The sequence below is a fragment of the Zavarzinia sp. genome (assembly GCF_049306435.1).
In the GTDB taxonomy this organism is placed as follows: Bacteria; Pseudomonadota; Alphaproteobacteria; order Zavarziniales; family Zavarziniaceae; genus Zavarzinia.
Genome location: NZ_JBAQRT010000219.1, coordinates 1 through 25,041 on the forward strand (window position 1 = coordinate 1; position 25,041 = coordinate 25,041).

The window sequence follows — 25,041 nt, forward strand, 5'->3', positions numbered from 1 at the left end:
GTCCCGCGCCTTCTCCGGCAGTGATCGGCCAAGACGCCGTCCCGGTCCTCGATGCCATCAAACTCGCCTATGAGACCCAAGACTGGTCACCACCGGCGGGCAATCTCACGGACACGCTTTATGAACCTTACGACTTGCAATCGATCCGTATTCCCGGTGCGAAGCCGCATCCGACCCGGCTGGTGCAATCCTCGGCCATGGCCTCGGTTGCCCCGCCGAAGCCGTCCTACCGCCCGCGCCTCCCGGCTCGTGTCGTCACCGAGGGCCTTTTGTCGGACGCCCAGCTGGAAAGCGTGATCCAGGCCGGCGAAGCCCATGCGGGCTTCCTCGCGGGCACCTGGAACGTCGGCAAGACCGGCGACTTCGCCACCGCTGCTGCCGAGGATGCACCGGACGCGGTGCGCTTCCGGCGGGGCTGGTTCCTCGGCGACGGCACGGGTGCCGGCAAGGGCCGTCAGGTCGCCGGCATCCTGCTCGACAACTGGCTGCAGGGCCGGCGCCGGGCGGTCTGGATTTCCCGCTCAGATACGCTGATCGAGGATGCCCAGCGCGACTGGTCGGCGCTCGGCATGGAGCGCCTGCTGGTGACGCCGCTCGCCCGCTTCCGCCAGGGCAGCCCGATCCGTCTCGCGGAAGGCATCCTGTTCGTCACCTATGCCACGCTCCGCACCGACGAGCGCGAGGGCAAGGCTTCCCGGGTGCGGCAGATCGTCGAATGGTTGGGCGAAGAGTTCGACGGGGTGATCATCTTCGACGAAAGCCATGCCATGCAGAATGCCGCCGGCCAGTCGGGGGAACGCGGCGAACAGACCGCCTCGCAGCAGGGCCGCGCCGGCCTCCGCCTCCAGCACCTGTTGCCAGCGGCCCGCGTGGTCTATGTCTCGGCGACCGGCGCGACCACCGTGCATAATCTCGCCTATGCCCAGCGCCTCGGCCTCTGGGGCGGGGACGATTTTCCCTTCGCCACCAGGACAGAGTTCGTCGGCGCGATCGAGGCCGGCGGCGTTGCGGCCATGGAAGTACTGGCCCGGGACTTGAAGGCCCTCGGCCTCTATACCGCGCGCTCACTCTCCTACGAGGGCGTCGAATACGAGATGATCGAGCACGCGCTGACACCAGCGCAGCGGCGGATCTACGATGCCTATGCCGATGCCTTCGGCATCATCCACCGCAATCTCGATGCCGCCATGCGGGCCGCGAACATCACCGGCGCGAGCGGCACACTGAATGCCCAGGCGAAGTCCGCCGCGCGTTCGGCCTTCGAGAGTACGAAGCAGCGCTTCTTCAACCACCTGATCACCGGTATGAAGACGCCCACCCTGATCCGCGCGATCGAGGCGGATCTGGCGGCGGGCCATGCCGCCGTGATCCAGCTCGTCTCGACCGGCGAGGCGCTCATGGAGCGCCGCCTGGCCGAGATCCCGGCGGAAGACTGGGGCGACCTCCGCCTCGACATCACGCCGCGGGAATATGTCCTCGACTATCTTCACCATTCCTTCCCGGTGCAGCTCTACGAGCCCTTCACCGACAGTTCGGGCAATCTCTCCTCCCGTCCCGTGTTCCGCGACGGCCAGCCGGTCGAGAACCGCGAGGCCGTCGCCTGCCGTGACCGGCTGATCGAGACGCTGGCGGCGCTGCCGCCGGTGCCCGGCGCCCTCGACCAGATCATCCAGCACTTCGGCACCGAGATGGTCGCCGAGGTGACCGGACGCGGACGCCGCATCACCCGCAAGGGCGACCGCCTGACGGTCGAGAACCGGCCGGGTTCCGCCAGCCTCGACGAAACCCAGGCCTTCATGGACGACCGGAAGCGCATCCTGGTGTTCTCGGAGGCGGGCGGCACCGGGCGCAGCTATCACGCCGATCTCGGGGCGCGGAACCGTCGCCTCCGGGTTCACTACTTGCTCGAAGCCGGCTGGAAGGCGGATGCGGCCATCCAAGGGCTGGGCCGGACCAACCGCACCAACCAGATGCAACCACCCCTGTTCCGGCCCGTGACCACCGACGTCAAGGCCGAGAAGCGTTTCCTCTCCACCATCGCGCGGCGGCTGGACACGCTCGGGGCGATCACGCGCGGCCAGCGCCAGACCGGCGGCCAGGGGATGTTCCGGCCGGAGGACAATCTGGAAAGCCACTATGCCCGCGACGCGCTGCGCCAATTCTACCTGCTGCTCGTGCGCGGCCGGATCGAGGGCTGCACACTCGGCCGCTTCGAGGACGCGACCGGCCTCAGCCTGATGGATGCGAACGGCATCCGGGACGAGCTTCCGCCGATCACCACCTTCCTCAATCGGATGCTGGCCCTGCCGCTCGCCCTCCAGGACATCCTCTTCACCGCCTTCGAGCAGATCCTCGCCGGCCGGATCGAGGGGGCGATCGCCGCCGGCACCTATGATGCCGGCCTGGAGACCCTGACGGCGGAACGCTTCACGGTCACCGCCCGCACGGTGATCCACACCCATGCGGCGACCGGCGCCGAGAGCCGCCTGCTCACTATCGCCGAGCACCGGCGCAATCACCCCACCACGCTCGACGAGGCGCTCGACCTGCTGCGCCACGGCAAGACCCGGCTGCTGGTGAACAGCCGCTCGGGCCGGGCGGCCGTCGAGATCCCGGCCGCCAGCATCATGCTCGACGACGGCGAGATCGAGCAGCGCATCCGCCTCGTCCGGCCCCTGGAGAGCCAGACCATCCCGGTCAGGCTGATGCCGGAGACCCTCTGGCAGACCGCCGGCCGCAACACCTTCGCCGCCGCCTGGCAGGCGGAACTGGACGAGATCCCCGCCTTCAGCAAGACCACGATCCACATTGTCGCCGGCCTGCTGCTGCCGATCTGGAAGCGGCTGCCGGCCGAGGGCACGCGAGTCTACCGCCTGGAGACGGATGGCGGCGAGCGGATCGTCGGGCGCCGGGTCTCGCCGGCCTGGGTCGCCGGCGTGACCGCTGCGACGCCGGCCGATCTGACTTCGGAGGCGGCCTTCGCCGCCCTGCTGGCAGGCAGCACCGTGATCTCGCTCGAGGAGGGGCTCGACCTCCGGCGCGTCCGGGTCCTGGGCGGTCACCGCATCGAACTCTCGGGCTTCGCCGAGACGATGCGCGACCGGCTCAGGGCCTATGGCCTCTTCGCCGAGATCATCGCCTGGACGCTGCGCTTCTTCGTGCCGACCGACGAGCGCGGCATCGAGGTGCTCTCCCGCCTCTTCCGCACCTACCCCGTCCGCCGCGTCGCCGACCGGGAGGTCGCCTGACATGGCGGAGAACGCCACCGAACTGGCATCGCGGCTTGCCCGCGATGCAGAGGCCGTCTGCCGGCACTATCTCTCCGCCGGCCATCGCGAGGGGCGCTACTGGCTGGTGGGCGATGCCCGCAACACACCCGGCCGCTCGCTCTTCGTCCGCCTGACCGGGCCGGCCACCGGCAAGGGGGCGATGGGCAGATGGACAGATGCCGCCACGGGCGAGCACGGCGACCTGCTCGACATCATCCGGGAAGCCTGCGGTCTTCGGGATTTCCGGGACGTCATCGAAGAGGCACGGAGGTTCCTCGGGAACCCTCGCCCACCGACACCGGTATATCTGCCGGCGCTGGGGCCCTACCGCTCAACCGATGCCCCTCGCCGGTTGTTCGCCATGGCAAAGCCGATTACGGGCACAATCGTGGAAACGTATCTCCGTAACCGCGGGATCACAGCTCTGCACGAAACCGCCACGCTCCGATACCACCCGTCATGTTACTACCGGGTGGAGGGAACATCGCTGCGTCAGGCCGGTCCCGCCATGATCGCCGCCGTCACCGATCTCGACGGCAGGATCACCGGCGTGCACCGCACCTGGCTCGATCCGGCAGGCAGCGGCAAGGCCGCGATCGCGACACCGCGGCGGGCCATGGGCCATCTGCTCGGCAAGGGTGTGCGGTTCGGGACGGTGCAGGATGTCATGGCCACAGGCGAAGGTATCGAGACGGTGCTCTCGCTGCGCATTGTCCTGCCGACGATGCCGATGGTCGCAGCCCTCTCGGCCACGCATCTCGCCAGCCTGATCCTGCCGCCGACCCTTCGCCGGCTCTATGTCGCCCATGACGATGATGCCGCCGGCCTGAAGGCACGGGACCAACTGGTCACCCGGGCACAGGATGCGGGGATCGAAGCGCTTCCGCTCACCCCCAGCCTCGGGGATTTCAACGAAGACCTCTGCACCTTCGGGGGCGACAGGATCCGGTCAGCCCTCCGGCCCCAGCTCGCACCGGAAGACGTTCTCCGGTTTCTCATCCGCCAACCGATCCTGCGGCCGAGACGGCGATAGGCACGTTCCGGCTCGGCATCGGATCATCCGCGCCTCCCCACCGGCAGAGGGCCGCGCCACGGCCTTCTTCAGAGGCGATCGGGACGGCAAACGGACCGGCACCGCAATGGCGGGGCGCGGCTATTTTCCGTCGGCGGGTACCCCGCCTTTACATCGCCAGGCAAAATAGCCGCCCCCTTCGCCATCCTCCGCTGCGCTCCGGCCGCCGGGCTTCGCCCCGGCGGTGCGGTTCCGGCTCGCCCGCCGTCTTCCGTCGCCATGAAGGCCGCGACGGACGCGGCCGAGCCACCGAAGGAGGCACTCTATGACGATCCATGACGACACCGGCCACGAAGCGCAGGGCGCCTCGCCCACCGCTCACCTGCTGACCGAACTCCAGCTCTACGGTCACCGTCCTTACGAGGACGAACCCGACCCGAGGCCCCTGCCCGAGCCCCGCATCGTCTCCGGCGCCGTGGCCGACATCTTCGATGCTCTCATCACCAGCCTGCGCGACACCCGCCTCGAAGCCGATCTCGACGACCTGCTCTGGGCCACCGTGAACCTGTTCCACCGCGCGATCGACCGCATCGAACGGGATCTCGACGGCAACGAGCAGGAACAGCGCCGCAGCCAACGGGAACAGGACGGGTCCGAAGTTCGCTCGGTCGAACTGGAACGATTGACCGCTGAGGGCATCACGCTGATCGAACGGCGGAACGGCATGGAGTTCTTCCGCGACCAGGCCGCCGACCATTTCGAGCGCCATACCGGCTCGACCTGGCGCCCCCGCTCCGGCTCCAAGGTCAACCGCACCATGATGACCGCCAGCATGATCGACAGCCGGGATTTCCTGGCCGCCAAGCACCGGGCCGACACCACGGTTCTCCTGCCGAAGGGCCCGAAGATCGCCGTCACCGGCGGGCTCGACTACAACGACCACCGCACGATCTGGGACCGGCTCGACAAGGCCCACGCCCGCCACCCCGACATGGTCCTGCTGCACGGCGGCTCGCCCAAGGGCGCCGAACATATCGCCGCCCGCTGGGCCGATACCCGCAAGGTCACGCAGATCGCCTTCCGGCCCGACTGGGCGAAGCACGCCAAAGCCGCCCCGTTCAAGCGGAACGACGCCCTGCTGGCCGAACTGCCGATCGGGGTCCTGGTCTTCCCCGGCACCGGCATCCAGGACAATCTCGCCGACAAGGCCCGCATGGCCGGCATCCCGGTCTGGCGCATCCCGAAAGGAGGCGCCTGAGCGCCGCCGTTCCGTAATGCCGCAAAACCGCTTTGCCGTGGAGCCGGGGCTACGGGTTCACGGCAAAACGGATCATCGAGCCGGCAACCGGACGTTCCGGCTCGGCTCCCGTCATGCTATTCCTGAACCTGCGCCGTGGAAGGTGGTGGCTGGCGCAACCGTCCGATCTTTGCACGGAGGCCACCGCCATGATTGCGCTCGGCATCGTCAGCTCGCTCGCTGGCTCCCTATTTCTCTGCTGGCTGCTGTTCAGCCTCGCCCGCTTTGCTTTGCCCCTGTTCGCCGGCACGACCGTCGGCCTCTGGGCCCTAGATCAGGGCGCTGGCGTCATCCCCGCCTTCCTTCTCGGCAGTGCTGCCGGCGGCATCACATTTGCCGCCGGGCAATTGCTGATCGCCGTTGCACGCCCGCTCTGGCTTCAGATCGCCATTGCCCTGATGTTCGCGGTGCCGGCAGCCATTGCCGGCTACAGCACCATTCACGGGATCTCCACCCTAGTGATACCGTCAGCGGGCTGGCAGACGGCCTGTTCCATCATGGGCGCCATGATCGCCGGCAGCGGCGCCTGGATGCAGACGGCGGGCTTCCGCCAGCCCGGCAAGTGACGCTCCCGGGAAAGCTCCCGCCCGGCCGGGCCGGGTGGGACACCCTTGACGACACTGACGCCTTCGCCCGCACCGCTGAAGATCGAAGGACAGCAACCTTCCCCGTCCTCGTCGCCGAACAGACCGGCAAAAGCACCGTTGCAGCACATCGCCCGCCCTGTCGGCGCAGAAACGCCCCAAGTCCCTCCCATTGCACCGACAACCCGGATCTCGGCACGGCCGGCCAGGACACGACAGATCGCGAGACCGATGTTCCCCACTCCCCGCACCATGCGAAGCATCCTGGACCGAGATGGAGCCCCCACCGGCGCCTTGCTGCAATCCCGATGCTCCCAGATGGCCTTATGAGCCCTCCCTGGTCTTGGAAGGTCACGTCACCCGCCCCCACGGCCTCTCCATGGCTTGATCTGGCCGAAGGCCGGCTTCGCCTCGATCGCCTATGCCGCAACGCCGCCCGGCCACTTTCTTCCCCTGCGGGCAAGCCCGCATTCCTCGCGAGGCAAGAAAGCGTCCCGTCGCCGCCCTCCTCTTCGTTCCGGCCCGCAAGCGGGTGCGGCGCCGATCGCCTTCGGCCTGCCGATCACCATCGAGGCCGCGATGGTCGTGGGCTCGAGACAGACCCAAGGAGAACTCACATGGCCACCATCGGCACCTTCAAGAAGTCCGGCAACGAATACACCGGCGAGATCGTCACCCTCTCCGTCCAGGCCAAGAACGTCCGCATCGTCCCCGAGACCCGGGGCAACGGCGACAACGCCCCCAGCCACCGCGTCCTGGTCGGCCGCGCTGAGATCGGGGCCGCCTGGACCAAGAAGTCCAACGAAGGGCGGGCTTACCTCGGCCTGAAGCTGGACGACCCGAGCTTCACCGCCCCGATCTACGCCAACCTGTTCGACGACGAGGACGGGGAAGGCTACTCGCTCATCTGGTCGCGCGGCCGGAAGAGCAACGGCGACTGAGCCGCCAGGGCGCCCCGCCCGGCCCCGGCCGGGCGGGAGCCTTTGCCGTGAGGGCCCGGGGAAACGTAAGCTCCGCCTTCTTTCTGTCGGCGGCGGCGGGATGGTAGACAGCATGAACAGGCCCTCCGGCCGGATCGACCGGCCGGACGTCCTCATGAGAGGGGGGCAAGCCGCCCCTCTCAAACTCTCCCCCTTGAAGGAAGGGCTATGCCCCTCCTTACAAACATCCTCCCACGGGAAAGGAGAGACGGTTCCCTCCATCTATTTCCCCCCCCCCCCCCAGACTGTTCCTAACAGAGTCACTCGCCCTCCAGCCCGTCGGTGGGGCGACGCAGAAGGTCCGCCGCCTCGATACCGAGGACCTTGGCCAGGCGGTCGACGACATCGATGCCGGCGGCATAGACGCTCCGCTCCAGCGAGCTGATATAGGTCCGGTCGATCCCGGCCCGGTGCGCGAGCTCTTCCTGCGACAGGCCCTGCGCCTTTCGGTATCGCTTCAGATTCTCGGCCAGGATCGCTCGTATCTCCATGTTCGAGAGGACACGAGCTTGTCGAGTATTTCTCCACGGAGTATTCTCGACAAATACTTGGGCGGATCCGTGAGGAATGTCCTCACCTTCGAGGCATCTCGTTCCTGCACAGGACCAATCGGCCTTGAGACGATCGTCAAACCGGATAGGGTGAGCGCACTCGTCATGGGGGCAGACGTGACGCAACCCTTCCAGGATCACGCACCAGATCAGCCGGCGCTCACCGACTACGACCGGCAGCAGGCCGGGCGCTATTTCCGGCTGCTCGACGCCGCGGCCGAAGGCGCCGACTGGCGCGAGGCCGTGTCGCTGATTTTCGGCATCGATGCCGGTCGCGAGCCGGGGCGGGCACGCCTTGTCTACGACAGCCACCTCGCCCGCGCCCGCTGGCTGGCGGAACGAGGCTACCGAGACGTCGTGGCCCTGGGCGCAAATCCTCCCGGACAGTGACCGAGTTTCGGCATCACGCGATGCCGAATCCGGGACTTCCCACCTCCCGCCTTTCCTGAAAACTCGCTATCCGAGCATTGACCATGCCGGATACAGGAGGGCGTTGATGGGCACGATTCCGTCGAACTGGAGGAACCCCGAGGCTTACGACTACCTCGACGGCCTCGCCGCCCCCGACCTCGCCTGGGAATTCCTGCGCCGCAATCCCGACTACCGGCGCGACTACGCCGCCCTCATGGCCGGCGACGGCGATCCTGCAGCGGCGGCCGCGTTCCGCGCGCGCTGGGGCCTGATGTTTCCCTGTCGATCCTGATCTTCCGGCCGGCCAGGCCCGCGCCTTCTGGACGCCGGGCCTCGATCCCGGCCTCGTCCTGCTCGTTCCGGCGCCGCCCCTCCCCGAAGCCTGGGAAGCTGTGCCCCTGTCCGCGATCGAGACCGTCCACAGAGGCCCCGACGGTGACCGGCTGGGTATCGTCGCGGGCAGCGACCTCCGCGTCCTGATCTCGGGCGACCCCGCGCCGAACGGGATGCTCGCGGCGCTCGTCATCCTCGACCGGCACGGCGCGGAACGGCTGGACGCCGTCGCGCGCCTGATCCGGGCATCCAGCAGCGTGCCGCCCGATGCCCGCCTCACCCGGCAGCGCCGTTGCCGCCTGCGGCAGGTTCTTCGTGCCCTCGACGGCCATGGCGCCGGCGCCGCCTACCGGGCAGTCGCTGAATCGCTGTTCGGCCTGCGCCGGGTCGCTGCGTTTCCGTGGAAGACCTGTTCCCTCCGCGACACCACGATCCGCCTCGTCCGGGACGGCGTCACCCTGCTCCGCGGCGGCTATCGCCGCCTGCTGCGCCGCCGCCGCTAGGGTGGCGGTTCTTCCGTCCCTGCCTTCACCATCCCCCTGCGCAGGTCTCCTCCGCCAGCCTCCTCCCTGACCGCCGCCCGGCGCCGATCCGGACGGCTTCACCCACGGAGGCTCGATCATGTCCGCCAATCCCGCCAACCTGCCGCCGCGCTTCCTGCGCACCCCCGAAGCCGCCCGCTTCCTGAGCCTATCCGGCCGTACCCTCGAGAAACACCGCACCTATGGCACCGGCCCCGCCTACCGCAAGCTCGGCGGCCGGGTGGTCTATGCCCTCGAGGATCTGCAAGCCTGGGCCGACCGGGGCGCCAAGACCTCCACCTCTGATCCCGGCCGGGGCACCGTGCTGCCGGCGAAGCGCCAGAAGCCGGACCTCATCCCCTACGCCGGCAAGCCCCGGCGCTGAGGCGGGATCCCGCGATGTCCCATCGCCATCCCCGCCGGTCAGAGCGCGACCAACTCGAACTGTTCCGTGCCCTGCCCGGCGATCTCGCCCCGCGCGATGCCCAGGACCTGATGGCCTATCCCTTCTTCAGCCTGGCCAAGACGCCCCGTGTCACGCCCATCGACTTCCGCTCGGGCGAGATCACCATCCGGGTCGAGGCCGTCGCCGAGCACGGCATGGCCACCATCTGGGATGCCGACGTGCTGATCTGGGCCGCGAGCCAGATCGTCGAGGCGCGCGACGCGGGCCTCCGCACCTCGCGCCTGATGGCGGCCAGTCCCTATGAGATCCTGACCTTCATCGGCCGGGGCACCTCGCTACGGGACTATCAGCGTCTCCGCGCGGCCTTCGACCGCCTTCAGTCGACAAGCGTCGCCACCTCCCTGCGCCAGGCGAGCGAGAAGCGCCTGCATCGCTTCTCCTGGATCAACGAGTGGGTCGAGCATGCCAGCGGCGGCGGCCATCCAGGCGGGATCGAGTTGATCGTGCCCGACTGGTTCTACCGGGCGGTCCTGGACGATGCCCTGGTGCTGACCATCGACCGGGCCTACTTCGACCTGACCGGCGGGCTGGACCGCTGGCTCTACCGTCTGGTGCGCAAGCACGGCGGACGCCAGCCCAGGGGCTGGCGCCTCGACTTCCGCCATCTGCACCAGAAGTCCGGCAGTCTCTCCCCCTTCAAGCGCTTCGCCTTCGAGCTTCGCGACATCATCCGTCGCCAGCCCCTGCCGGGTTACAGGCTCGCGGTCGAAATGGAAGCAGGGGGCCGCCCCCTGCTCGCCTTCGAGCCTGAAGCCTGTGGATATCCTGTGAAACCCCTCGTGCTATCGGGAACTCCGACTATCGTGCTATCGGGAACCGAAGACTCGTGCTATCGGGAACCCAAACAGCTCTTAACCCATTGCGCTGGAGGGGAAATCAGCTCCCCTAACTTATCTAACATAGACTCTAACATTGATGATGTTGGTCCGGTGCAAAGCCGGGACAACATCGGTCAAGGACGGGCGCTATGATCGTCGCCCTCCTCAACCAGAAGGGCGGCACCGGCAAGACTACCCTCGCCCTGCACCTCGCCGGACAATGGGCCCAGGAAGGAAAGAGGGGCCTGCTGGTCGATGCGGACCCGCAGGGGTCCGCGCTCGACTGGGCGGCCCAGCGGGCCCGGAGCGGGGCCGGGCGCCTGTTCGGGACAGTGGGCCTGCCGCGCGAGACGCTGCACCGGGAAGTGCCGAGCCTGGCCGGCGATGTCGATCACCTGATCATCGACGGGCCACCCCGGGTTGCCGCGCTGATGCGCTCCGCCCTGCTGGCGGCCGACGTCGTGCTGATCCCCGTCCAACCCTCACCCTTCGATGGCTGGGCCTCGGCCGAGATGCTGCGCCTCCTCGACGAGGCGCGCCTCTTCAAGCCAGGCCTCGTCGCGCGCTTCGTGCTCAACCGCTGTGCCGCGCGCACGGTGATCGCCCGCGAGACCGCCGCGACGCTGGCGGATCACGATCCGCCCGTGCTGGCAGCCACCGTCGGGCAGCGCATCGTCTTCGCCGATGCGGCCCAGACGGGCCGTCTCGCCGCGGAGATCGACGCGGACAGCATCGCCGCGAACGAGATCGCGGCCCTGGCCGCCGAGGTCGGAAGGCTCGCGCCATGACGAGCAAGCGCATCTTCGCCGCGCGGCCCGGCGATGCCGAGCGCTGGGTGAAAGCGCCCGTGCCGAAAGGCCGGGCTGACGCCCGGATCTTCACGGCACGCTTGACCATCGACGTCACACCGGCGCTGCGCGGCCGGATCAAGATCGCGGCCTTTGCCCGCGGCCTGACCGTCGCCGACATGCTGCGCGAGTTGCTGGAACGTCATTTTCCGGAAACTGATGGAGGACAGCCATGATGTCCGCCACCGATCCCTTCGCCGGCCTGACCGAGGTCGAACTGACCTGGCGGGAGAAGCAATGCGAATACTGGCTGCGCTTCGGCGATTACATCGCCGAGCGCACACTGGACCGCCACCGCCGCGTCGTCGGCTTCGCCCCAGACGCCGTCTTCGCCTTCGCCCGCTGGACCGCCAGCGATAGCGGCGCCGTATTCTCCCGGCTCGACATCCTGCGCGCCTTGCCGACCGGTGCTCCGTACCAGACCCTGCCTTTCGTCCGCCCCGGCGCCGAGATCCTGCTGACCGCGCAGGGCGGATCCAAGGTCGAGCAAGTGTTCCGCCTGATCGACGCGATCGAGGCGCAGGGCGTTCCGCCCGCCGCCGTCGCGCCGGAATATTGGCGTCACATGCACCATCGGCTGCTCGCCGGCGGCGACCCACGCCCCTACACGCTGCTTCGCCATCGCGCCTGGCTGAAACGCCGGAGCATCCGGCCATGAGCCGCGCCGGCCTCCTCGTGACGGCGAGCCTCGCGGCCGCCGCCCTCGTCGTCCCGGCGCTCCATCCGATGGCACCTCGCCTGCTGTGGAACGCCTCCGCCAGCACGCCGATCGGCCTCTACCTGATCCGCCCCGGCACCCCGCCGGCCATCGGCGACATCGTCGCCGTGGCCCCGCCGGACGCGCTGGCGCGCTTCCTGGCGGGCGGCGGCTATCTGCCGGACGGCGTACCCCTGCTGAAGCATGTGGTCGCGCTGAAGGAGCAGACCGTGTGCCGGACCGGCCTTGTGGTCACGGTCGACGGCAAGCCGGTCGCCCGCGCGCTGTCGCGCGACCGGCGTGGCCGTGCCCTGCCGGTCTGGCAGGGCTGCCGCCGGCTCGGCTCCGACGAGGTCTTCCTGCTGAACCCCGAGATCCACGACAGCCTGGACGGCCGCTACTTCGGCCCCTTGCCGCTGTCCGCCGTGATCGGCGTCGCCGTCCCGCTCTGGATCGAGCGGCCGGACGACGAGCCGAAGGCCCCGCCTCCGCAGGCCGAACATCCCCTCCCCAAACCCAAGACAGGAGCATCCCATGCCACAGATCGGTGAGTTCACCCGCACGGAAACCGGCTTCACCGGCCGCATCCGCAGCCTTGCCTTCGACATCGATGTGGTTCTCGTGCCCGTGGAACACGCGGAGGCCGGGGCTTCGCCGGCCTTCCGCATCCACCTCGACCAAGCCGACGGGCCGGAGATCGGCGCCGCCTGGAAGCGCACCGGCGAGCGGGCCGGCGACTTCCTCGCCTTGCAGATCGACGATCCCGTCTTCGTGCAGCCGATCCGCGCCAACCTGTTCCAGGCCGGCGCCGACGGCACGGCCTGGTCGCTGCACTGGAGCCGCCCGTCGAAGCCTGCCGACAAGGCCTGAACGATGCCGTCGCTGCGCCGCCGGGCATCGAAGCTCGCGGGCTTCGCCCTGCTCCTTCTCCTTCCCGGCATCGCTTCGCTACCGCCGCCGGCCGACGCGGCGGCGGCAACCGAAAGGTCCATCGACGGCCGCGAGATCGACCGGCACATCGCGGCGGCCTCGCAGGCCTTCAGCCTGCCCGAGGCCTGGATCCGCGCCGTGATCCGGGCGGAGAGTGGCGGCGACCCAGACGCCGTCTCTACCGCCGGCGCCATGGGCCTGATGCAGGTGATGCCCGAGACCTGGGCGGATCTTCGCGCCCGCTACGCCTTGGGCGCGGACCCGTTCGATCCGTGCGACAACGTCATGGCGGGCACGGCTTACTTGCGCGAGATGTACGACCGCTTCGGCGCCTTCGGCTTCCTCGCGGCCTATCACGCGGGCCCCGGCCGCTATACGGACCATCTCTCGACCGGCCGCGCCCTTCCCCCCGAAACCGTCGCCTATGTCGCCGCCCTGCAGCCGGCGATCGACGGCACGGCTGCAATCCCGGCTACCGGCGGGCTGCGCCCGGCCGGTGACGCCTGGGCCGCGGCGCCGATCTTCATCATCACCACCGGCGTGTCGTCCGCCGACGATCGGCTGGTGCCGCGTCAGCAAGCCGACAGCGCCTCCGATGATGGCCCGATGGTGGCTGTCGCCCGCCTCGCCCCGGTCTCATCAGGCATCTTCATCTCGGGGCCTCACCCATGAAATGGTCTATCGGCGATCGCAATTCTGGACGTTACAGCGTGGTTTGGGGGAAGGGCCGACACGCGACAGTACTAAGGCAGGATAAAGGAATGCGAGGTGTGGCGGATGGGGATGCAGCAAGTTCAAGGACTTACACCCACGATCCGCGATGTGTGCCGTTCCACCGCACCTCACTGCCGGCCTTCAAACCGAGGCGATCCGCGCTTCTCGCGCGAGGTGCAGGAAGTCGGCGATGACGGATGACGACTTCCGCATCCGACCGGGACGCATCCGATCGCCCCAGGCCCAGCGCGTCCGGCCCTTCGTCGCCCAGGCGCTGGCCGCCACACGGAAGGCCGGCGGCACTGTCTCCCGGGCCGGCAAGATCTCAAAGGGAAACCGCTCCCACTTCGGTCGGGGCAAGCGAGCCACCGTCATCGCCAACCGGCTGATCACCGGCCGGACACGCGGCGCCGTGATCAAGGCCCGTGTCGTCCGCGCCGGCCTGCGGGGCGCCTCGCTCGCGCCCCATATCGCCTACCTGCGGCGGGACGGCGTCACCCGCGACGGTGAGAAGGCCAGGCTGTTCGGCCCTGCCACCGATGAGGCCGACGGCAAGGCTTTCGCCGAGCGCTGCAAGGACGATCGCCATCACTTCCGCTTCATCGTCTCACCCGACGATTCCCCCGAGATGGCGGACCTGCGCGGCTTCGCCCGCGACCTGATGGCCCAGGCCGAACAGGATCTCGGCACCAAGCTCGACTGGGTCGCCGTCGATCACTGGAACACGGGCCACCCCCATCTCCACATCCTGGTGCGCGGCGTGCGCGACGACGGCGAGAACCTCGTCATCGCCCGGGACTACATCAAGCAGGGCCTCCGCGATCGGGCCCGCGACCTGATCACGCGGGAACTGGGGCCCCGCACCGACCACGAGATCCGCCGTGCGCTGGAACAGCAGGTGGAGAGCGAACGCTGGACCGCGCTCGACCGGCAACTGCGCCATGATGGCGGCCTCGGGCTCATCGACCTCGCCCCGCGCGCCGGCGAGCAGCCCGACGCCTTCCATGTCCTGAAGGTGGGCCGGCTCCGGAAGCTCGAAGCCCTCGGCCTCGCCCGGGAATTCGGCCCCGGCCAATGGGTGATGGCGGAAGAAGCCGAGGCCACACTGCGGAAACTCGGCGAACGCGGCGACGTCATCAAGCGCATTCACCGCGGCCTCGCCGAACAGGGGATCGAACGCGCCGCCTCCAGCTATGTCCTCGCCGGCGAACAGCAAGACGCCCCGATCATCGGCCGCCTCGTCGAGCGGGGCCTGGACGACGAATTGAAGGGCACGGCCTTCGCCATCGTCGACGGCACCGACGGTCGCACCCATCACCTCCGCCTGCCCGACCTCGATGCCGCGGGCGACAGTGCGCCGGGCTCGATCGTCGAGCTGCGAAGGTTCACCGACAAAGGGGGCCGGCACCACATGATGCTGGCGACCCATTCGGACTATTCGCTGGAACAGCAGGTCACCGCGGCCGGCGCCACCTGGCTCGACCGTCAGGCCGTCTCGCGCGATCCCTTGCCCCTGGCCGAAACCGGCTTCGGCGCGGAGGTGCGCGAAGCCCTGGCGCGGCGAACCAATCATCTCACCGAGCAAGGCCTCGCCCGCCGAACAGACCAGCGTGTCATCTATGCCCGCAACCTGCTCGATACGCTTCGGCGCCGGGAGGTCGACGCGCTCGGCGAGACCCTGGCCAAGGAGACCGGCCTTGCCTTCGAGCAACCGGAACCCAGCAGTCCCATCTCGGGCCTCTATCGTCGGCGCTTCGCGCTCGCCTCCGGCAGCTTCGCCATGATCGACGACGGCCTCGGGTTCAAGCTCGTGCCCTGGTCACCAGCCATCGAGAAGCGCCTCGGTCAGCAGGTGAGCGGCATCGGCCGGCCTGACGGCGGCATCGACTGGAACTCAGGACGGAAGAAGGGTCTCGGCTTGTAAGGCCTATTCGTCGCCGTAGAGCGACGGCAGATGGCGATCGAGTTCCATCGCGTCGTGCAGCACGCGGCCGACACCGATCACGCCGGCGGGTGAGACGCGGTACAGCAGGAAATGCCGGGGACGGCGAACGACGCCCTTCTCGCCAGGCACCCGGTCGCGGCTGTGGCGCAGGTGATAGCTACGGACATGCAGGCCGAGTTCGGCGCGGTCGATGCTGCCCATCCGCTCGGGATCCTCGGCGAGATCGCGCAGGGCGGTCACGATCAGACGCTCATAGCGCAGGCGGGCCTGTTCCCCGAAATGCTCGGTCGTCCAGGCGAGCAGGTCGACGATGTCCTCCCGGGCCGTCGCCGAGAGGCGGAGTTCGGCAGCCACAGTTATCGGCCTACCTTGCGCACCCTCGCCTCGGCCTCCCGGCCCAGGTTACCGACGAACTCGTCCAGGGTATCGCTCGTCAGGCTGACAAACCGCCCTTCCTCCAGATCGCCGAACCCGACCCGTGCGGACTCCCGCAAGGCGTCGAGCTTCGCTGCATCGAGCGCTTCCCGCTGCTCGATCAGGCGCAGGCCCTCGCGCAGCACCTCGCTGGCATTCTGATAGCGGCCGGATTTCACCAGCCGGTCGATGACGGCCTCATGATGTTCGGTCAGCACGACGTTGCGCGTGGGCATGGCGGCATCTTACAGCATTAGTTTGAGGCTACACGATAGCATAATTGGCATACTATGCCAACGCATTCCTTTTTCCGCTGCATTCCTTTTTCCGCCTGACTCGCTCACAAATGATGCAACCTATATCCGCGACACTTCACTGAAGGATTCATCAGCAATTTGAGGTGTTTCGCGATCATGAAATTCACGAATCACCTCTGATATCACTACTCAATATATCAATTCAACGCTAGTATTCAGCGCAATCAATATGAGGCAAGGAGCACAAAATGCCGTCAGATTTAGAACAGATCAAAACGACTTATTTTCGCCTCAAATTAGCGATCTCTCATATATCTAAGAAATTCCCCAAACGATGGCGCACCAATAACGACATACCGACCGTGTTTCTGCTGCTCTTTCTGGCTATCTCCGGCCTGGAATCCTGGTTCTATGCCGTCCCTGTCTGGAAGGTAGGGCCAGAGGTAGTGCAAAAAGCCAACCTTCTGCCCCTTAGCGAGCTACTTTGCGGACCTGCCACGCCCGTTCTAGTCATGTTAGCTTTTCTTTCCATCACCTCCTTAATGTGGAAAATCGCGTTCTTCTGGGCCATGCGGATCCTTACAGACAGAACGGTTGCACGGACCCAAAGATCATAATTCCCAACATCGCCGACGGTATGGGAGATGATATTTTCTCCAGCATCAATAAATAACATAGATATGAAGTAATATCATATCGCGCCGAAAATTTTTACGGCGCGATTTCTTTACTCGTCAGCCAATGCAACCCGCAAAGAAGCCAAATTATACGCGCTTCCTCGCCAATTCCCTCCACGTACCGATCAATAAAGAGTTTCTATTGAGCGCCCTTCTGTTGCGCCTCACTTTGTAATTCCGCCCACTATCTTAAGTGGCAGCATGTCGGCAACAAAGATCCTCTGGGGCCAGATCCTGGCCGTCTTCCTGATCGTGCTGCTGTCGATCTGGGGTGCCACGCAGTGGGCGGCCTGGCAGCTGGGCTACCAGGACCAGTTGGGCACTCCCTGGTTCCATATCGCCGGCATGCCGATTTACTACCCGCCGGCCCTGTTCTGGTGGTGGTACTTCTTCGACGCTTATGCCCCTGGCATCTTCGAGACCGGCGGCCTGATCGCCGCCTCGGGTGGTCTTCTTGCGATCGCGATCGCCATCGGCATGTCGGTCTGGCGGGCCCGGGAAGCGAAGAATGTCGCGACCTACGGCTCCGCCCGCTGGGCAATGCCGGAGGAGATCGCGGCGGCTGGCCTCACGGGCGCGGATGGTGTGATGCTCGGCCGCCTCGGCAAGGACTACCTCCGCCACGACGGTCCGGAGCATGTGCTCTGCTTCGCCCCGACCCGCTCGGGCAAGGGCGTCGGCCTCGTGGTGCCGACCCTGCTGACCTGGCCGGGCTCCGCCATCGTCCATGACATCAAGGGCGAGAACTGGACCCTGACGGCGGGCTTCCGCGCCCGGCACGGCAGGGTGCTGCTGTTCGACCCGACCAATGCGGCGTCGGCCGCCTACAACCCGCTGCTCGAGGTCCGGCGCGGAGAATGGGAAGTGCGGGACGTCCAGAACGTCGCCGACGTATTGGTCGACCCCGAGGGTTCGCTCGAGCGGCGGAACCATTGGGAGAAGACCAGCCATTCCCTGCTGGTCGGTGCCATCCTTCACGTCCTCTACGCCGAGAAGGACAAAACCCTCGTCGGCGTCGCCGCCTTCCTGTCCGACCCGCGGCGCCCGATCGAGGCGACGCTGGCCGCCATGATGGCCACCCGGCACCTGGGCGAAGCCGGGCCGCACCCGGTGGTGGCCTCGGCCGCCCGGGAGTTGCTCAACAAGTCCGAGAACGAACGTTCCGGCGTGCTCTCCACCGCCATGTCGTTCCTCGGGCTCTACCGCGATCCCGTGGTCGCCACGGTGACCCGGCAATGCGACTGGCGGATCGCCGATCTCGTCACGGGCGATTCCCCGACCACCCTCTACCTCGTGGTGCCGCCGTCCGACATCAGCCGCACCAAGCCCCTGATCCGGCTGATCCTGAATCAGATCGGCCGGCGCCTGACCGAGGACCTGCAGGAGAAGGCGAAGCGCCACCGGGTGCTGTTCATGCTCGACGAATTCCCGGCGCTGGGCCGGCTCGACTTCTTCGAGAGTGCGCTGGCCTTCATGGCCGGCTATGGCTTGAAGAGCTTCCTGATCGCCCAGTCCCTGAACCAGATCGAGAAGGCCTACGGCCCCAACAATGCGATCCTGGACAACTGCCATGTCAGGGTCAGCTTCGCCACCAATGACGAGCGGACTGCGAAGCGCGTCTCCGATGCCCTGGGTACCGCGACCGAACTGCGGGCTATGAAGAACTATGCCGGCCACCGGCTGAGCCCCTGGCTCGGCCATCTGATGATCTCCCGGGCCGAGACGGCCCGGCCCCTGCTTACCCCCGGTGAGATCATGCAGCTGCCGCCCGATGACGAGATCGTCATGGTCGCCGGCATCCCGCCGATCCGGGCGCGCAAGACCCGCTACTTCGAGGACAGGCGCTTTCGGGAACGGATATTGCCGCCGCCGGCAACCGGCGCCAGCAATACACCGAGCCCGGACGACTGGACCGGCTTGCCGCTTCCCTCCCGCCCGTCACCTCGCGGGCAGGAAGAGGAAGCCCCGCTCTTCACCGACGACGAAGCGGTCAGCGGCGGCCAGCGCCGCCAGCCGGAGCTGGAAGACCCTGAGCCCATCGCCAACCCGAGGCCGGACCTCAACGAGTTCGATCCCGACCCGCCGGACGACCCGGACGAGGACGCCGTCCGCCTGCGCAGCGCGCGCCGTGCCATGAGGCAGGTCGCCCGCCAGGCGGCGATGGACCCCGGCGACGGCATCGAACTCTGAGGGGCACCCATGAAGAAAGAAAGGCTCTCGGTCTATCTCGATACCGACGTCATGCGCCTGCTCGCCGACTATGCGGCGAGACGCCAGCAATCCCTCTCCATGATCGCGGAAGCTGCGATCGCTTCCTTCCTGTCGCCCGACGGCGCCGAACGGCAGGAGGCGGCCCTGGCCCGCCGCCTCGATCACCTGGGCAGGCAATTGCAGCGCGTGGAACGCGACCAGACCATCATGGTCGAGACCATCGCCCTCTTCGTCCGCCACTGGCTCATCGCCACGCCGCCCCTGCCGGAGCCGACGCAGGCTGCCGCCCGCGCCAAGGGCGGCGAGCGCTATGACGCCTTCGTCGCGGCACTCGGCCGGCGCCTCGCCAAGGGCCCGGCCCTCCGCCAGGAAATCCCCGACGATGTCGAGGGTAAGGACGCGGGCTGATCCCGTAGCCTGTCTTTTCACGCCAGGCTACGACGCCCGGATTCCCCTTGTTGAAGTGGAGCGGAGTCCGCCCCCTCTAATCATCCCCGTCGCGTCACGCGAGGGGGATCGGATGTCTCAGCTACCGGACAAGCCAGCACTCGACCGCAGCACCCGCATGCTGCGGACCGCACTTGGCCCCGCCATCGCCGGCTTCCTCGACGATCCCGGCATCGCCGAGGTGATGCTGAACCCGGACGGTTCCCTCTGGATCGACCGCCTCGCCGGCGGCATGGCGGCGACCGGCGAGAGCCTGTCCCCTGCCGAGGGCGAGCGGATCATCCGCCTGGTCGCCCATCACGTCGGCGTCGAGACCCATGCCGGCGCGCCCCGGCTCTCCGCCGAACTGCCGCTGACCGGCGAGCGCTTGGAGGGCCTGCTGCCGCCCGTGGTCTCCGGCCCCGCCTTCTCGATCCGCAAGCCTGCGATCGCCGTCTTCACCCTCGCCGATTATGTCGCCGCCGGCATCATGACCGAGCCCCAGGCGGAGACGCTCCGCCGAGCCGTCAGGGGCCGCCTCAACATCCTGGTCGCCGGCGGCACCTCGACGGGCAAGACCACGCTGACCAACGCCCTGCTGGCGGAAGTCGCCGGCAGCGGCGACCGCATCGTGCTGATCGAGGATACGCGGGAACTTCAGTGCGCCGCGCCGAACCTCGTCGCTCTGCGCACCAAGGACGGCGTCGCCTCTCTCTCCGACCTCGTCCGCTCGGCGCTCCGGCTGCGCCCCGACCGCATCCCGATCGGCGAGGTCCGGGGACCCGAGGCCCTCGACCTGCTGAAGGCCTGGGGCACCGGCCATCCCGGCGGCATCGGCACCATCCATGCCGGCAATGCCCTCGGCGCTCTCCGCCGTCTCGAGCAGCTGATCCAGGAAGCGGTGGTCACCGTGCCCCGGGCGCTGATCGCCGAGACCATCGACGTCATCGCCGTGCTCGCCGGCCGGGGCAGCAACCGCCGCCTGGCCGAACTCGCCCGCGTCACCGGCCTCGGCCCGGACGGCGACTACCGCTTGAAGCCTGCCACCGACGACATTCCAGGAGAGCACTCATGAACACTTCCCTTGTCCGCCGCCTTGGCCCTGCGGCCGCGGGCTTCATGGCCCTTGTCCTCTCCGGGACGGCCCGGGCCGCCGGTTCCTCCATGCCGTGGGAAGCGCCGCTTCAGAGCATCCTGCTCTCCATCGAAGGCCCCGTCGCCAAGATCATCGCCGTGATGATCATCATCGTCACCGGCCTGGCGCTCGCCTTCGGCGATACTTCCGGCGGGGCACGGCGGATGATCCAGATCGTCTTCGGCCTCAGCATCGCCTTCGCGGCCTCGAGCTTCTTCCTGTCGTTCTTCTCCTTCGGCGGCGGGGCGCTGGTCTGATGGACCTGCCCGGCTTCACCGCCCCGGTGCATCGCGCCCTGACCGAGCCGATCCTGCTCGGCGGCGCACCCCGTTCGATTGCCATCCTGAACGGCACGCTGGCTGCGGCCCTGGGGCTGGGCCTCCGGCTCTGGCTAGTCGGGCTCGTCTTCTTCGCGCTGGGCCATCTCGCCGCCGCCTGGGCGGCCAGGCGCGATCCCCTCTTCGTCGATGCCATGCGCCGCCACCTGCGCATCCCGTCGCACCTGGACGTCTGAGACCATGATGCATCTCGCCGAGTATCGCCGCCGCGCCGACCGCCTGGCCGACTTCCTGCCCTGGGCCGCCCTGGTGGCGCCCGGCGTGGTGCTCGACAAGGACGGTTCCCTGCAACGGACCGCCCGCTTCCGCGGCCCGGACCTCGAATCCTCCGAGCCCGCGGAACTGGCGGCCGCCGCCAACCGGCTGAACGGCGCCTTCCGCCGCCTCGGCTCCGGCTGGGCCGTCTTCGTCGAGGCGCAGCGCGTGCCTATTGAAGCCTATCCCGACAGCCGCTTCCCCGACCCGGCCTCGGCCCTGGTCGAGGCCGAGCGCAAGGCCATGTTCGAGGAAGAGGGCGCGCACTTCGAATCCCACTACTTCCTGACCCTGCTCTATCTGCCGCCGGCCGAGAGCGCCGCCCGGGCCGAGCGTCTGCTCTATGTCACGCCAGAGGGCGGCGAGGTCCGTCATGGCCGCGAGGTCTTGAACGGGTTCATCGACCGGACCGAGCGCCTGCTGCAACTGGTCGAGGGCATCATGCCGGCCTGCGCCTGGCTCGATGACGCCGAGACCCTGACCTATCTCCATTCGACCGTCTCGACCGCGCGCCACCGGGTGGCCGTGCCCGAGGTGCCCGTCTATCTCGATGCGATCCTCGCCGACCGGCCGCTGGCCGGCGGCCTCGCCCCGCGCCTGGGCGATGCCCATCTCCGCACCCTCACCGTGTTCGGCTTCCCGGGGCAGACCACGCCCGGCATCCTCGACGACCTGAACCGCCTCGCCCTGCCTTACCGCTGGTCGACAAGGGCGATCATGCTCGACAAGCCCTATGCCGCGAAGCTGCTCGGCCGCATCCGCCGCCAGTGGTTCGCCAAGAGGAAGAGCATCGCCGCCATCCTGAAGGAGGTGATGACCAACGAAGCCTCCGCCCTGCAGGATTCCGATGCCGCCAACAAGGCGGCCGATGCCGATCTCGCCTTGCAGGAGCTGGGGGCCGATGTCGTCGGCGCCGCCTATGTCACCGCCACGGTCACGGTCTGGGACGAGGATCCCCGCCTCGCCGACGAGAAGCTCCGCCTCGTCGCCAAGGCGATCGAGGCCCGCGACTTCACCTGCATGGTGGAGACGGTCAATGCGGTCGAGGCCTGGCTCGGCTCCCTGCCCGGCCATGCTTACGCCAACGTGCGGCAACCGCCGCTCTCCACAATCAATCTCGCCCACATGATGCCGCTCTCCGCGGTGTGGGCGGGGCCGGAACGGGACGAGCATCTGGCAGCGCCCCCTCTGCTCTTCGGCAAGACCGAAGGCTCGACCCCGTTCCGGTTTTCTCTGCATGTCGGGGATGTCGGCCACGCCCTGGTGGTCGGGCCGACCGGCGCCGGCAAGTCGGTGCTGCTCGCCCTGATGGCCCTGCAGTTCCGCCGCTACCAGGATGCCCGGATCTTCGCTTTCGACTTCGGCGGCTCGATCCGGGCCGCGGTGCTCGCCATGGGCGGCGACTGGCATGACCTCGGCGGCCGCATCGCCGGCGAGGCCACCGTCGCCTTCCAGCCCCTGGCAAAAATCGACGACACCGCCGGCCGCGCCTGGGCTGCCGACTGGCTGGCGGGCATCCTGCGCCGCGAGGGCGTGCCGGCCACGCCGGAGGTCAAGGAACACCTGTGGTCGGCCCTGACCTCGCTGGCTTCGGCACCCGTCGCGGAGCGCACCCTGACCGGTGTTTCGGTGCTGCTCCAATCCGCCAGGCTGAAGCAGGCCCTGCGCCCCTATTGCCTGGGCGGCGCCTTCGGCCGGCTGCTCGATGCCGACAGCGAGGACCTTGGCGATGCCGATGTCCAGGCCTTCGAGATCGAGGGCCTGATCGGCACGGCCGCGGCGCCCGCCGTGCTCGCCTATCTGTTCCACCGGATCGAGGCCCGCCTCGACAGTGCGCCGGCGCTGATCGTGATCGACGAAGCCTGGCTCGCCATCGACGACGAGGATTTCGCCGGGCAGATCCGGGAATGGCTGAAGACCCTGCGCAAGAAGAACGCCAGCGTCATCTTCGCCACGCAGAGCCTTGCCGATATCGACGGCGCCGCGATTGCGCCGGCCATTATCGAGAGCTGCCAGACCCGCCTGCTGCTGCCCAACGCCCGCGCGGTCGAGCCGCAGATCGCCGCGATCTACCGCCGCTTCGGCCTCAACGACCGGCAGATCGAGATCCTCGCCCGGGCTATCCCGAAGCGCGACTACTACTGCCAATCCCGCCAAGGCAACCGCCTGTTCGAACTCGGCCTCGGCGAGGTGGCGCTGGCCTTCACCGCCGCCTCGTCCAAAGCCGATCACGCCGCGATCGACGAGGTGTTGGCCACGAGCCGCGAAGCCTTCGCCGAAGCCTGGCTGCGCCGGCGCGGCCTCGACTGGGCCGCGGACCTGATCCCCTCTCTAGACAATCTCAACTCCGATGAGGTGGCGCCATGACGCGCAAATCCCTGATTGCCGCGAGCCTCGCGGCCGCCCTCATGCTGGCGCCGCCGGCGCGGGCCGCCTGGATCGTCTTCGATCCCTCGAACTATGCCGAGAACGTGATCCAGGCCGCGCGGGCGCTCGAGCAGATCAACAACCAGATCGTCTCGCTGCAGAACGAGGCGCAGATGCTGATCAACGAGGCCCGCAATCTTATGAGCCTGCCCTATACCGCGCTGCGGGAACTTCAGTATTCGGTCCAGCGCACCCAGTCCCTGCTGATGCAGGCCCGGAACATCGCCTATGACGTTCAGCAGATCGACCAGGCTTTCGCCACCACCTATGGCACCGCCTCGATCTCGGCGACGGACCGGCAATTGATCGACGGCGCCAGGGCGCGCTGGTCCAATACCGTGGCCGGGCTTCAGGATGCCATGCGGGTGCAGGCCGGAGTCGTCGGCAATATCGACACCAACCGGCTCGAGACGGCGGCCCTCTTGGGCGCCAGCCAGGATGCCGCCGGGGCCTTGCAGGCCACCCAGGCCGGCAACCAGCTGCTCGCCCTCCAGGCCCAGCAACTCGCCGACCTGACCGCCGTGGTAGCCGCCAACGGCAGGGCCGATGCCATCGCCGAGGCCGAGCGGGCCGCCGCCGCCGAGCAGGGACGGGAGCAGCGCCGCCGCTTCCTCACCCCCGGCACCGGCTATGTGCCGGGCAGCGCCCGCATGTTCCACGATTGACGGCGGGACCGCGTCATGGAGGGCACCGGCGTCATCGACCGCTTCCTGGAAGTCTTCACCCGTTACATCGATTCAGGCTTCGGCCTGCTCCACGGCGAGGTCGCCTGGCTCGCTACAACGCTGATCGCCATCGACATGACGCTGGCCGCCCTGTTCTGGGCCTGGGGTGCCGACGAGGACATTCTCGCCCGCTTGGTGAAGAAGACCCTCTTCGTCGGCGTCTTCGCCTATCTGATCGGCAACTGGAACACGCTCGCCCGCGTGGTCTTCGAGAGCTTCGCGGGGCTGGGCCTGACGGCCAGCGGCTCGGCCCTTGCCATCGAAGACCTGCTGCGGCCCGGCCGCGTCGCCCAGACCGGCCTTGATGCCGGCCAGCCCCTGCTCCAGGCCCTGTCCGACCTGATGGGCTACTGGTCCTTCTTCGAGAACTTCATCCAGATCGCCTGCCTGCTGCTCGCCTGGGTCCTGGTGCTGCTCGCCTTCTTCGTCCTCTCGGTGCAGCTCTTCGTTACCCTGATCGAGTTCAAGCTCACCACCCTCGCCGGCTTCGTGCTGATCCCCTTCGGCCTGTTCGGCAAGTCCGCCTTCATCGCCGAGCGGGTGCTCGGCAATGTCGTCTCCTCCGGCATCAAGGTGCTGGTCCTCGCCGTGATCGTCGGCATCGCCTCCAGCCTGTTCGGCGAGTTCACCGCCGGCTTCGGCGGCGAGCAGCCAACCATCGACGAAGCCATGGCGATCGTCCTCGCCTCGCTGGCCATGCTCGGCCTCGGCATCTTCGGGCCCGGCATCGCCAATGGCCTCGTCTCCGGCGGGCCGCAGCTCGGCGCCGGCTCGGCCGTCGGCACCGCCCTGGCCGCCGG

The 25,041-nt window shown here is 68.0% G+C and carries 27 protein-coding genes and 1 pseudogene; 25 read left to right on the forward strand and 3 right to left on the reverse strand.

Features of this window, described 5'->3' with window-relative positions; genetic code table 11:
• From WAZ62_RS12895 to WAZ62_RS12915, 5 genes are all read left to right on the forward strand, one after another.
• Positions 1-3,248: strawberry notch family protein (locus WAZ62_RS12895; protein WP_422643952.1), on the forward strand; the 3,248-nt coding region annotated here is incomplete at its 5' end.
• Between the two features lies 1 nt (position 3,249).
• Complete coding sequence (locus tag WAZ62_RS12900; protein WP_422643953.1) at positions 3,250-4,302, forward strand: DUF7146 domain-containing protein; 1,053 nt, start codon at positions 3,250-3,252, stop codon at positions 4,300-4,302.
• 304 nt (positions 4,303-4,606) lie between these two features.
• Positions 4,607-5,539: a DUF2493 domain-containing protein gene (locus WAZ62_RS12905; RefSeq protein WP_422643954.1), complete on the forward strand. Its 933-nt coding sequence runs from the start codon at positions 4,607-4,609 to the stop codon at positions 5,537-5,539.
• Between the two features lie 113 nt (positions 5,540-5,652).
• Entirely contained in the window at positions 5,653-6,144 is a 492-nt protein-coding gene (locus WAZ62_RS12910; protein ID WP_422643955.1) for a hypothetical protein, read from the forward strand.
• Positions 6,145-6,779: 635 nt separating this feature from the next.
• Entirely contained in the window at positions 6,780-7,103 is a 324-nt protein-coding gene (locus tag WAZ62_RS12915) for a DUF736 domain-containing protein (protein WP_422643956.1), read from the forward strand.
• A gap of 299 nt (positions 7,104-7,402) precedes the next feature.
• Here WAZ62_RS12915 and WAZ62_RS12920 read toward each other — a convergent pair whose 3' ends face one another.
• Positions 7,403-7,633, reverse strand: a complete 231-nt coding sequence (locus WAZ62_RS12920; protein WP_422643957.1) for a helix-turn-helix domain-containing protein — start codon at positions 7,631-7,633, stop codon at positions 7,403-7,405.
• Positions 7,634-7,783: 150 nt separating this feature from the next.
• On the opposite strand from WAZ62_RS12920, the gene WAZ62_RS12925 reads away from it, so the two are divergent.
• The 12 genes and pseudogenes from WAZ62_RS12925 to WAZ62_RS12980 all read left to right on the forward strand — a co-directional run bounded on the left by WAZ62_RS12925 (position 7,784) and on the right by WAZ62_RS12980 (position 15,355).
• Positions 7,784-8,083 (forward strand): DUF2285 domain-containing protein, encoded by a 300-nt coding sequence (locus tag WAZ62_RS12925; RefSeq protein WP_422643958.1) that lies wholly within the window; start codon positions 7,784-7,786, stop codon positions 8,081-8,083.
• Between the two features lie 106 nt (positions 8,084-8,189).
• The gene (locus WAZ62_RS12930; protein WP_422643959.1) at positions 8,190-8,396 is read left to right on the forward strand and encodes a transcriptional regulator domain-containing protein; all 207 of its coding nucleotides are present in this window, start codon (positions 8,190-8,192) and stop codon (positions 8,394-8,396) included.
• Positions 8,397-8,496: 100 nt separating this feature from the next.
• Positions 8,497-8,940 carry a DUF2285 domain-containing protein gene (locus WAZ62_RS12935; protein WP_422643960.1) on the forward strand — a complete coding sequence of 148 codons (444 nt, stop codon included), beginning with the start codon at positions 8,497-8,499 and terminating at the stop codon, positions 8,938-8,940.
• Positions 8,941-9,058: 118 nt separating this feature from the next.
• Positions 9,059-9,343 (forward strand): helix-turn-helix transcriptional regulator, encoded by a 285-nt coding sequence (locus WAZ62_RS12940; RefSeq protein WP_422643961.1) that lies wholly within the window; start codon positions 9,059-9,061, stop codon positions 9,341-9,343.
• A gap of 14 nt (positions 9,344-9,357) precedes the next feature.
• A pseudogene (locus WAZ62_RS12945) lies at positions 9,358-10,173 on the forward strand (replication initiator protein A); the annotation flags it as partial.
• Positions 10,174-10,391: 218 nt separating this feature from the next.
• Positions 10,392-11,030, forward strand: coding sequence for a ParA family partition ATPase (gene parA / locus WAZ62_RS12950; RefSeq protein WP_422643962.1), 639 nt, complete (start codon positions 10,392-10,394; stop codon positions 11,028-11,030).
• Positions 11,027-11,266, forward strand: coding sequence for a hypothetical protein (locus WAZ62_RS12955; RefSeq protein ID WP_422643963.1), 240 nt, complete (start codon positions 11,027-11,029; stop codon positions 11,264-11,266). The genes parA and WAZ62_RS12955 overlap by 4 nt, the downstream gene beginning before the upstream one ends.
• Positions 11,263-11,748 (forward strand): DUF2840 domain-containing protein, encoded by a 486-nt coding sequence (locus tag WAZ62_RS12960; protein ID WP_422643964.1) that lies wholly within the window; start codon positions 11,263-11,265, stop codon positions 11,746-11,748. The genes WAZ62_RS12955 and WAZ62_RS12960 overlap by 4 nt, the downstream gene beginning before the upstream one ends.
• Positions 11,745-12,338: a S26 family signal peptidase gene (locus WAZ62_RS12965; RefSeq protein WP_422643965.1), complete on the forward strand. Its 594-nt coding sequence runs from the start codon at positions 11,745-11,747 to the stop codon at positions 12,336-12,338. The genes WAZ62_RS12960 and WAZ62_RS12965 overlap by 4 nt, the downstream gene beginning before the upstream one ends.
• A complete protein-coding gene (locus WAZ62_RS12970; protein WP_422643966.1) occupies positions 12,322-12,657 on the forward strand; it encodes a DUF736 domain-containing protein in 336 nt (111 codons plus the stop codon). The genes WAZ62_RS12965 and WAZ62_RS12970 overlap by 17 nt, the downstream gene beginning before the upstream one ends.
• Positions 12,658-12,660: 3 nt before the next feature.
• The gene (locus WAZ62_RS12975; RefSeq protein WP_422643967.1) at positions 12,661-13,389 is read left to right on the forward strand and encodes a lytic transglycosylase domain-containing protein; all 729 of its coding nucleotides are present in this window, start codon (positions 12,661-12,663) and stop codon (positions 13,387-13,389) included.
• Between the two features lie 232 nt (positions 13,390-13,621).
• Positions 13,622-15,355 carry a relaxase/mobilization nuclease domain-containing protein gene (locus tag WAZ62_RS12980; protein ID WP_109920236.1) on the forward strand — a complete coding sequence of 578 codons (1,734 nt, stop codon included), beginning with the start codon at positions 13,622-13,624 and terminating at the stop codon, positions 15,353-15,355.
• Positions 15,356-15,358: 3 nt separating this feature from the next.
• Here the strand turns inward: WAZ62_RS12980 and WAZ62_RS12985 are convergent, their stop codons facing one another.
• On the reverse strand, positions 15,359-15,730 hold the full coding sequence (locus WAZ62_RS12985) for a type II toxin-antitoxin system RelE/ParE family toxin (RefSeq protein WP_109920235.1): 372 nt from the start codon (positions 15,728-15,730) through the stop codon (positions 15,359-15,361).
• Between the two features lie 2 nt (positions 15,731-15,732).
• A complete protein-coding gene (locus WAZ62_RS12990; RefSeq protein ID WP_109920234.1) occupies positions 15,733-16,026 on the reverse strand; it encodes a type II toxin-antitoxin system ParD family antitoxin in 294 nt (97 codons plus the stop codon).
• 899 nt (positions 16,027-16,925) lie between these two features.
• On the opposite strand from WAZ62_RS12990, the gene WAZ62_RS12995 reads away from it, so the two are divergent.
• The 8 genes from WAZ62_RS12995 to trbL all read left to right on the forward strand — a co-directional run.
• A complete protein-coding gene (locus WAZ62_RS12995) occupies positions 16,926-18,914 on the forward strand; it encodes a conjugal transfer protein TraG (RefSeq protein WP_109920233.1) in 1,989 nt (662 codons plus the stop codon).
• A 9-nt stretch (positions 18,915-18,923) separates the two neighbouring features.
• Positions 18,924-19,343: a CopG family transcriptional regulator gene (locus WAZ62_RS13000; protein ID WP_109920232.1), complete on the forward strand. Its 420-nt coding sequence runs from the start codon at positions 18,924-18,926 to the stop codon at positions 19,341-19,343.
• 157 nt (positions 19,344-19,500) lie between these two features.
• A complete protein-coding gene (gene trbB, locus WAZ62_RS13005) occupies positions 19,501-20,436 on the forward strand; it encodes a P-type conjugative transfer ATPase TrbB (RefSeq protein ID WP_109920231.1) in 936 nt (311 codons plus the stop codon).
• A complete protein-coding gene (locus tag WAZ62_RS13010) occupies positions 20,433-20,753 on the forward strand; it encodes a TrbC/VirB2 family protein (RefSeq protein WP_109920230.1) in 321 nt (106 codons plus the stop codon). Before trbB ends, WAZ62_RS13010 begins: the two co-directional genes overlap by 4 nt.
• Entirely contained in the window at positions 20,753-21,010 is a 258-nt protein-coding gene (locus WAZ62_RS13015; RefSeq protein WP_109920229.1) for a VirB3 family type IV secretion system protein, read from the forward strand. The genes WAZ62_RS13010 and WAZ62_RS13015 overlap by 1 nt, the downstream gene beginning before the upstream one ends.
• Before the next feature lie 4 nt (positions 21,011-21,014).
• Entirely contained in the window at positions 21,015-23,456 is a 2,442-nt protein-coding gene (gene trbE / locus WAZ62_RS13020; protein WP_109920228.1) for a conjugal transfer protein TrbE, read from the forward strand.
• On the forward strand, positions 23,453-24,181 hold the full coding sequence (gene trbJ, locus WAZ62_RS13025; protein ID WP_109920227.1) for a P-type conjugative transfer protein TrbJ: 729 nt from the start codon (positions 23,453-23,455) through the stop codon (positions 24,179-24,181). The genes trbE and trbJ overlap by 4 nt, the downstream gene beginning before the upstream one ends.
• A 15-nt stretch (positions 24,182-24,196) precedes the next feature.
• Positions 24,197-25,041: P-type conjugative transfer protein TrbL (gene trbL, locus WAZ62_RS13030; RefSeq protein WP_422643968.1), on the forward strand; the 845-nt coding region annotated here is incomplete at its 3' end.

Coding starts and splice junctions, on each gene's coding strand:
- WAZ62_RS13015 (WP_109920229.1), top strand. CDS start 20,753: ATGGACCTGCCCGGCTTCACCGCCCCGGTGCATCGCGCCCTGACCGAG.
- WAZ62_RS13000 (WP_109920232.1), top strand. CDS start 18,924: ATGAAGAAAGAAAGGCTCTCGGTCTATCTCGATACCGACGTCATGCGC.
- WAZ62_RS12910 (WP_422643955.1), top strand. CDS start 5,653: ATGCTATTCCTGAACCTGCGCCGTGGAAGGTGGTGGCTGGCGCAACCG.
- WAZ62_RS12900 (WP_422643953.1), top strand. CDS start 3,250: ATGGCGGAGAACGCCACCGAACTGGCATCGCGGCTTGCCCGCGATGCA.
- WAZ62_RS12975 (WP_422643967.1), top strand. CDS start 12,661: ATGCCGTCGCTGCGCCGCCGGGCATCGAAGCTCGCGGGCTTCGCCCTG.
- WAZ62_RS12995 (WP_109920233.1), top strand. CDS start 16,926: ATGTCGGCAACAAAGATCCTCTGGGGCCAGATCCTGGCCGTCTTCCTG.
- trbJ (WP_109920227.1), top strand. CDS start 23,453: ATGACGCGCAAATCCCTGATTGCCGCGAGCCTCGCGGCCGCCCTCATG.
- WAZ62_RS12960 (WP_422643964.1), top strand. CDS start 11,263: ATGATGTCCGCCACCGATCCCTTCGCCGGCCTGACCGAGGTCGAACTG.
- trbB (WP_109920231.1), top strand. CDS start 19,501: ATGCTGCGGACCGCACTTGGCCCCGCCATCGCCGGCTTCCTCGACGAT.
- WAZ62_RS12970 (WP_422643966.1), top strand. CDS start 12,322: ATGCCACAGATCGGTGAGTTCACCCGCACGGAAACCGGCTTCACCGGC.
- WAZ62_RS12920 (WP_422643957.1), bottom strand. CDS start 7,633: ATGGAGATACGAGCGATCCTGGCCGAGAATCTGAAGCGATACCGAAAG.
- WAZ62_RS12940 (WP_422643961.1), top strand. CDS start 9,059: ATGTCCGCCAATCCCGCCAACCTGCCGCCGCGCTTCCTGCGCACCCCC.
- WAZ62_RS12990 (WP_109920234.1), bottom strand. CDS start 16,026: ATGCCCACGCGCAACGTCGTGCTGACCGAACATCATGAGGCCGTCATC.
- WAZ62_RS12965 (WP_422643965.1), top strand. CDS start 11,745: ATGAGCCGCGCCGGCCTCCTCGTGACGGCGAGCCTCGCGGCCGCCGCC.
- parA (WP_422643962.1), top strand. CDS start 10,392: ATGATCGTCGCCCTCCTCAACCAGAAGGGCGGCACCGGCAAGACTACC.
- WAZ62_RS12905 (WP_422643954.1), top strand. CDS start 4,607: ATGACGATCCATGACGACACCGGCCACGAAGCGCAGGGCGCCTCGCCC.
- trbE (WP_109920228.1), top strand. CDS start 21,015: ATGATGCATCTCGCCGAGTATCGCCGCCGCGCCGACCGCCTGGCCGAC.
- WAZ62_RS13010 (WP_109920230.1), top strand. CDS start 20,433: ATGAACACTTCCCTTGTCCGCCGCCTTGGCCCTGCGGCCGCGGGCTTC.
- WAZ62_RS12915 (WP_422643956.1), top strand. CDS start 6,780: ATGGCCACCATCGGCACCTTCAAGAAGTCCGGCAACGAATACACCGGC.
- WAZ62_RS12980 (WP_109920236.1), top strand. CDS start 13,622: ATGACGGATGACGACTTCCGCATCCGACCGGGACGCATCCGATCGCCC.
- WAZ62_RS12955 (WP_422643963.1), top strand. CDS start 11,027: ATGACGAGCAAGCGCATCTTCGCCGCGCGGCCCGGCGATGCCGAGCGC.
- WAZ62_RS12930 (WP_422643959.1), top strand. CDS start 8,190: ATGGGCACGATTCCGTCGAACTGGAGGAACCCCGAGGCTTACGACTAC.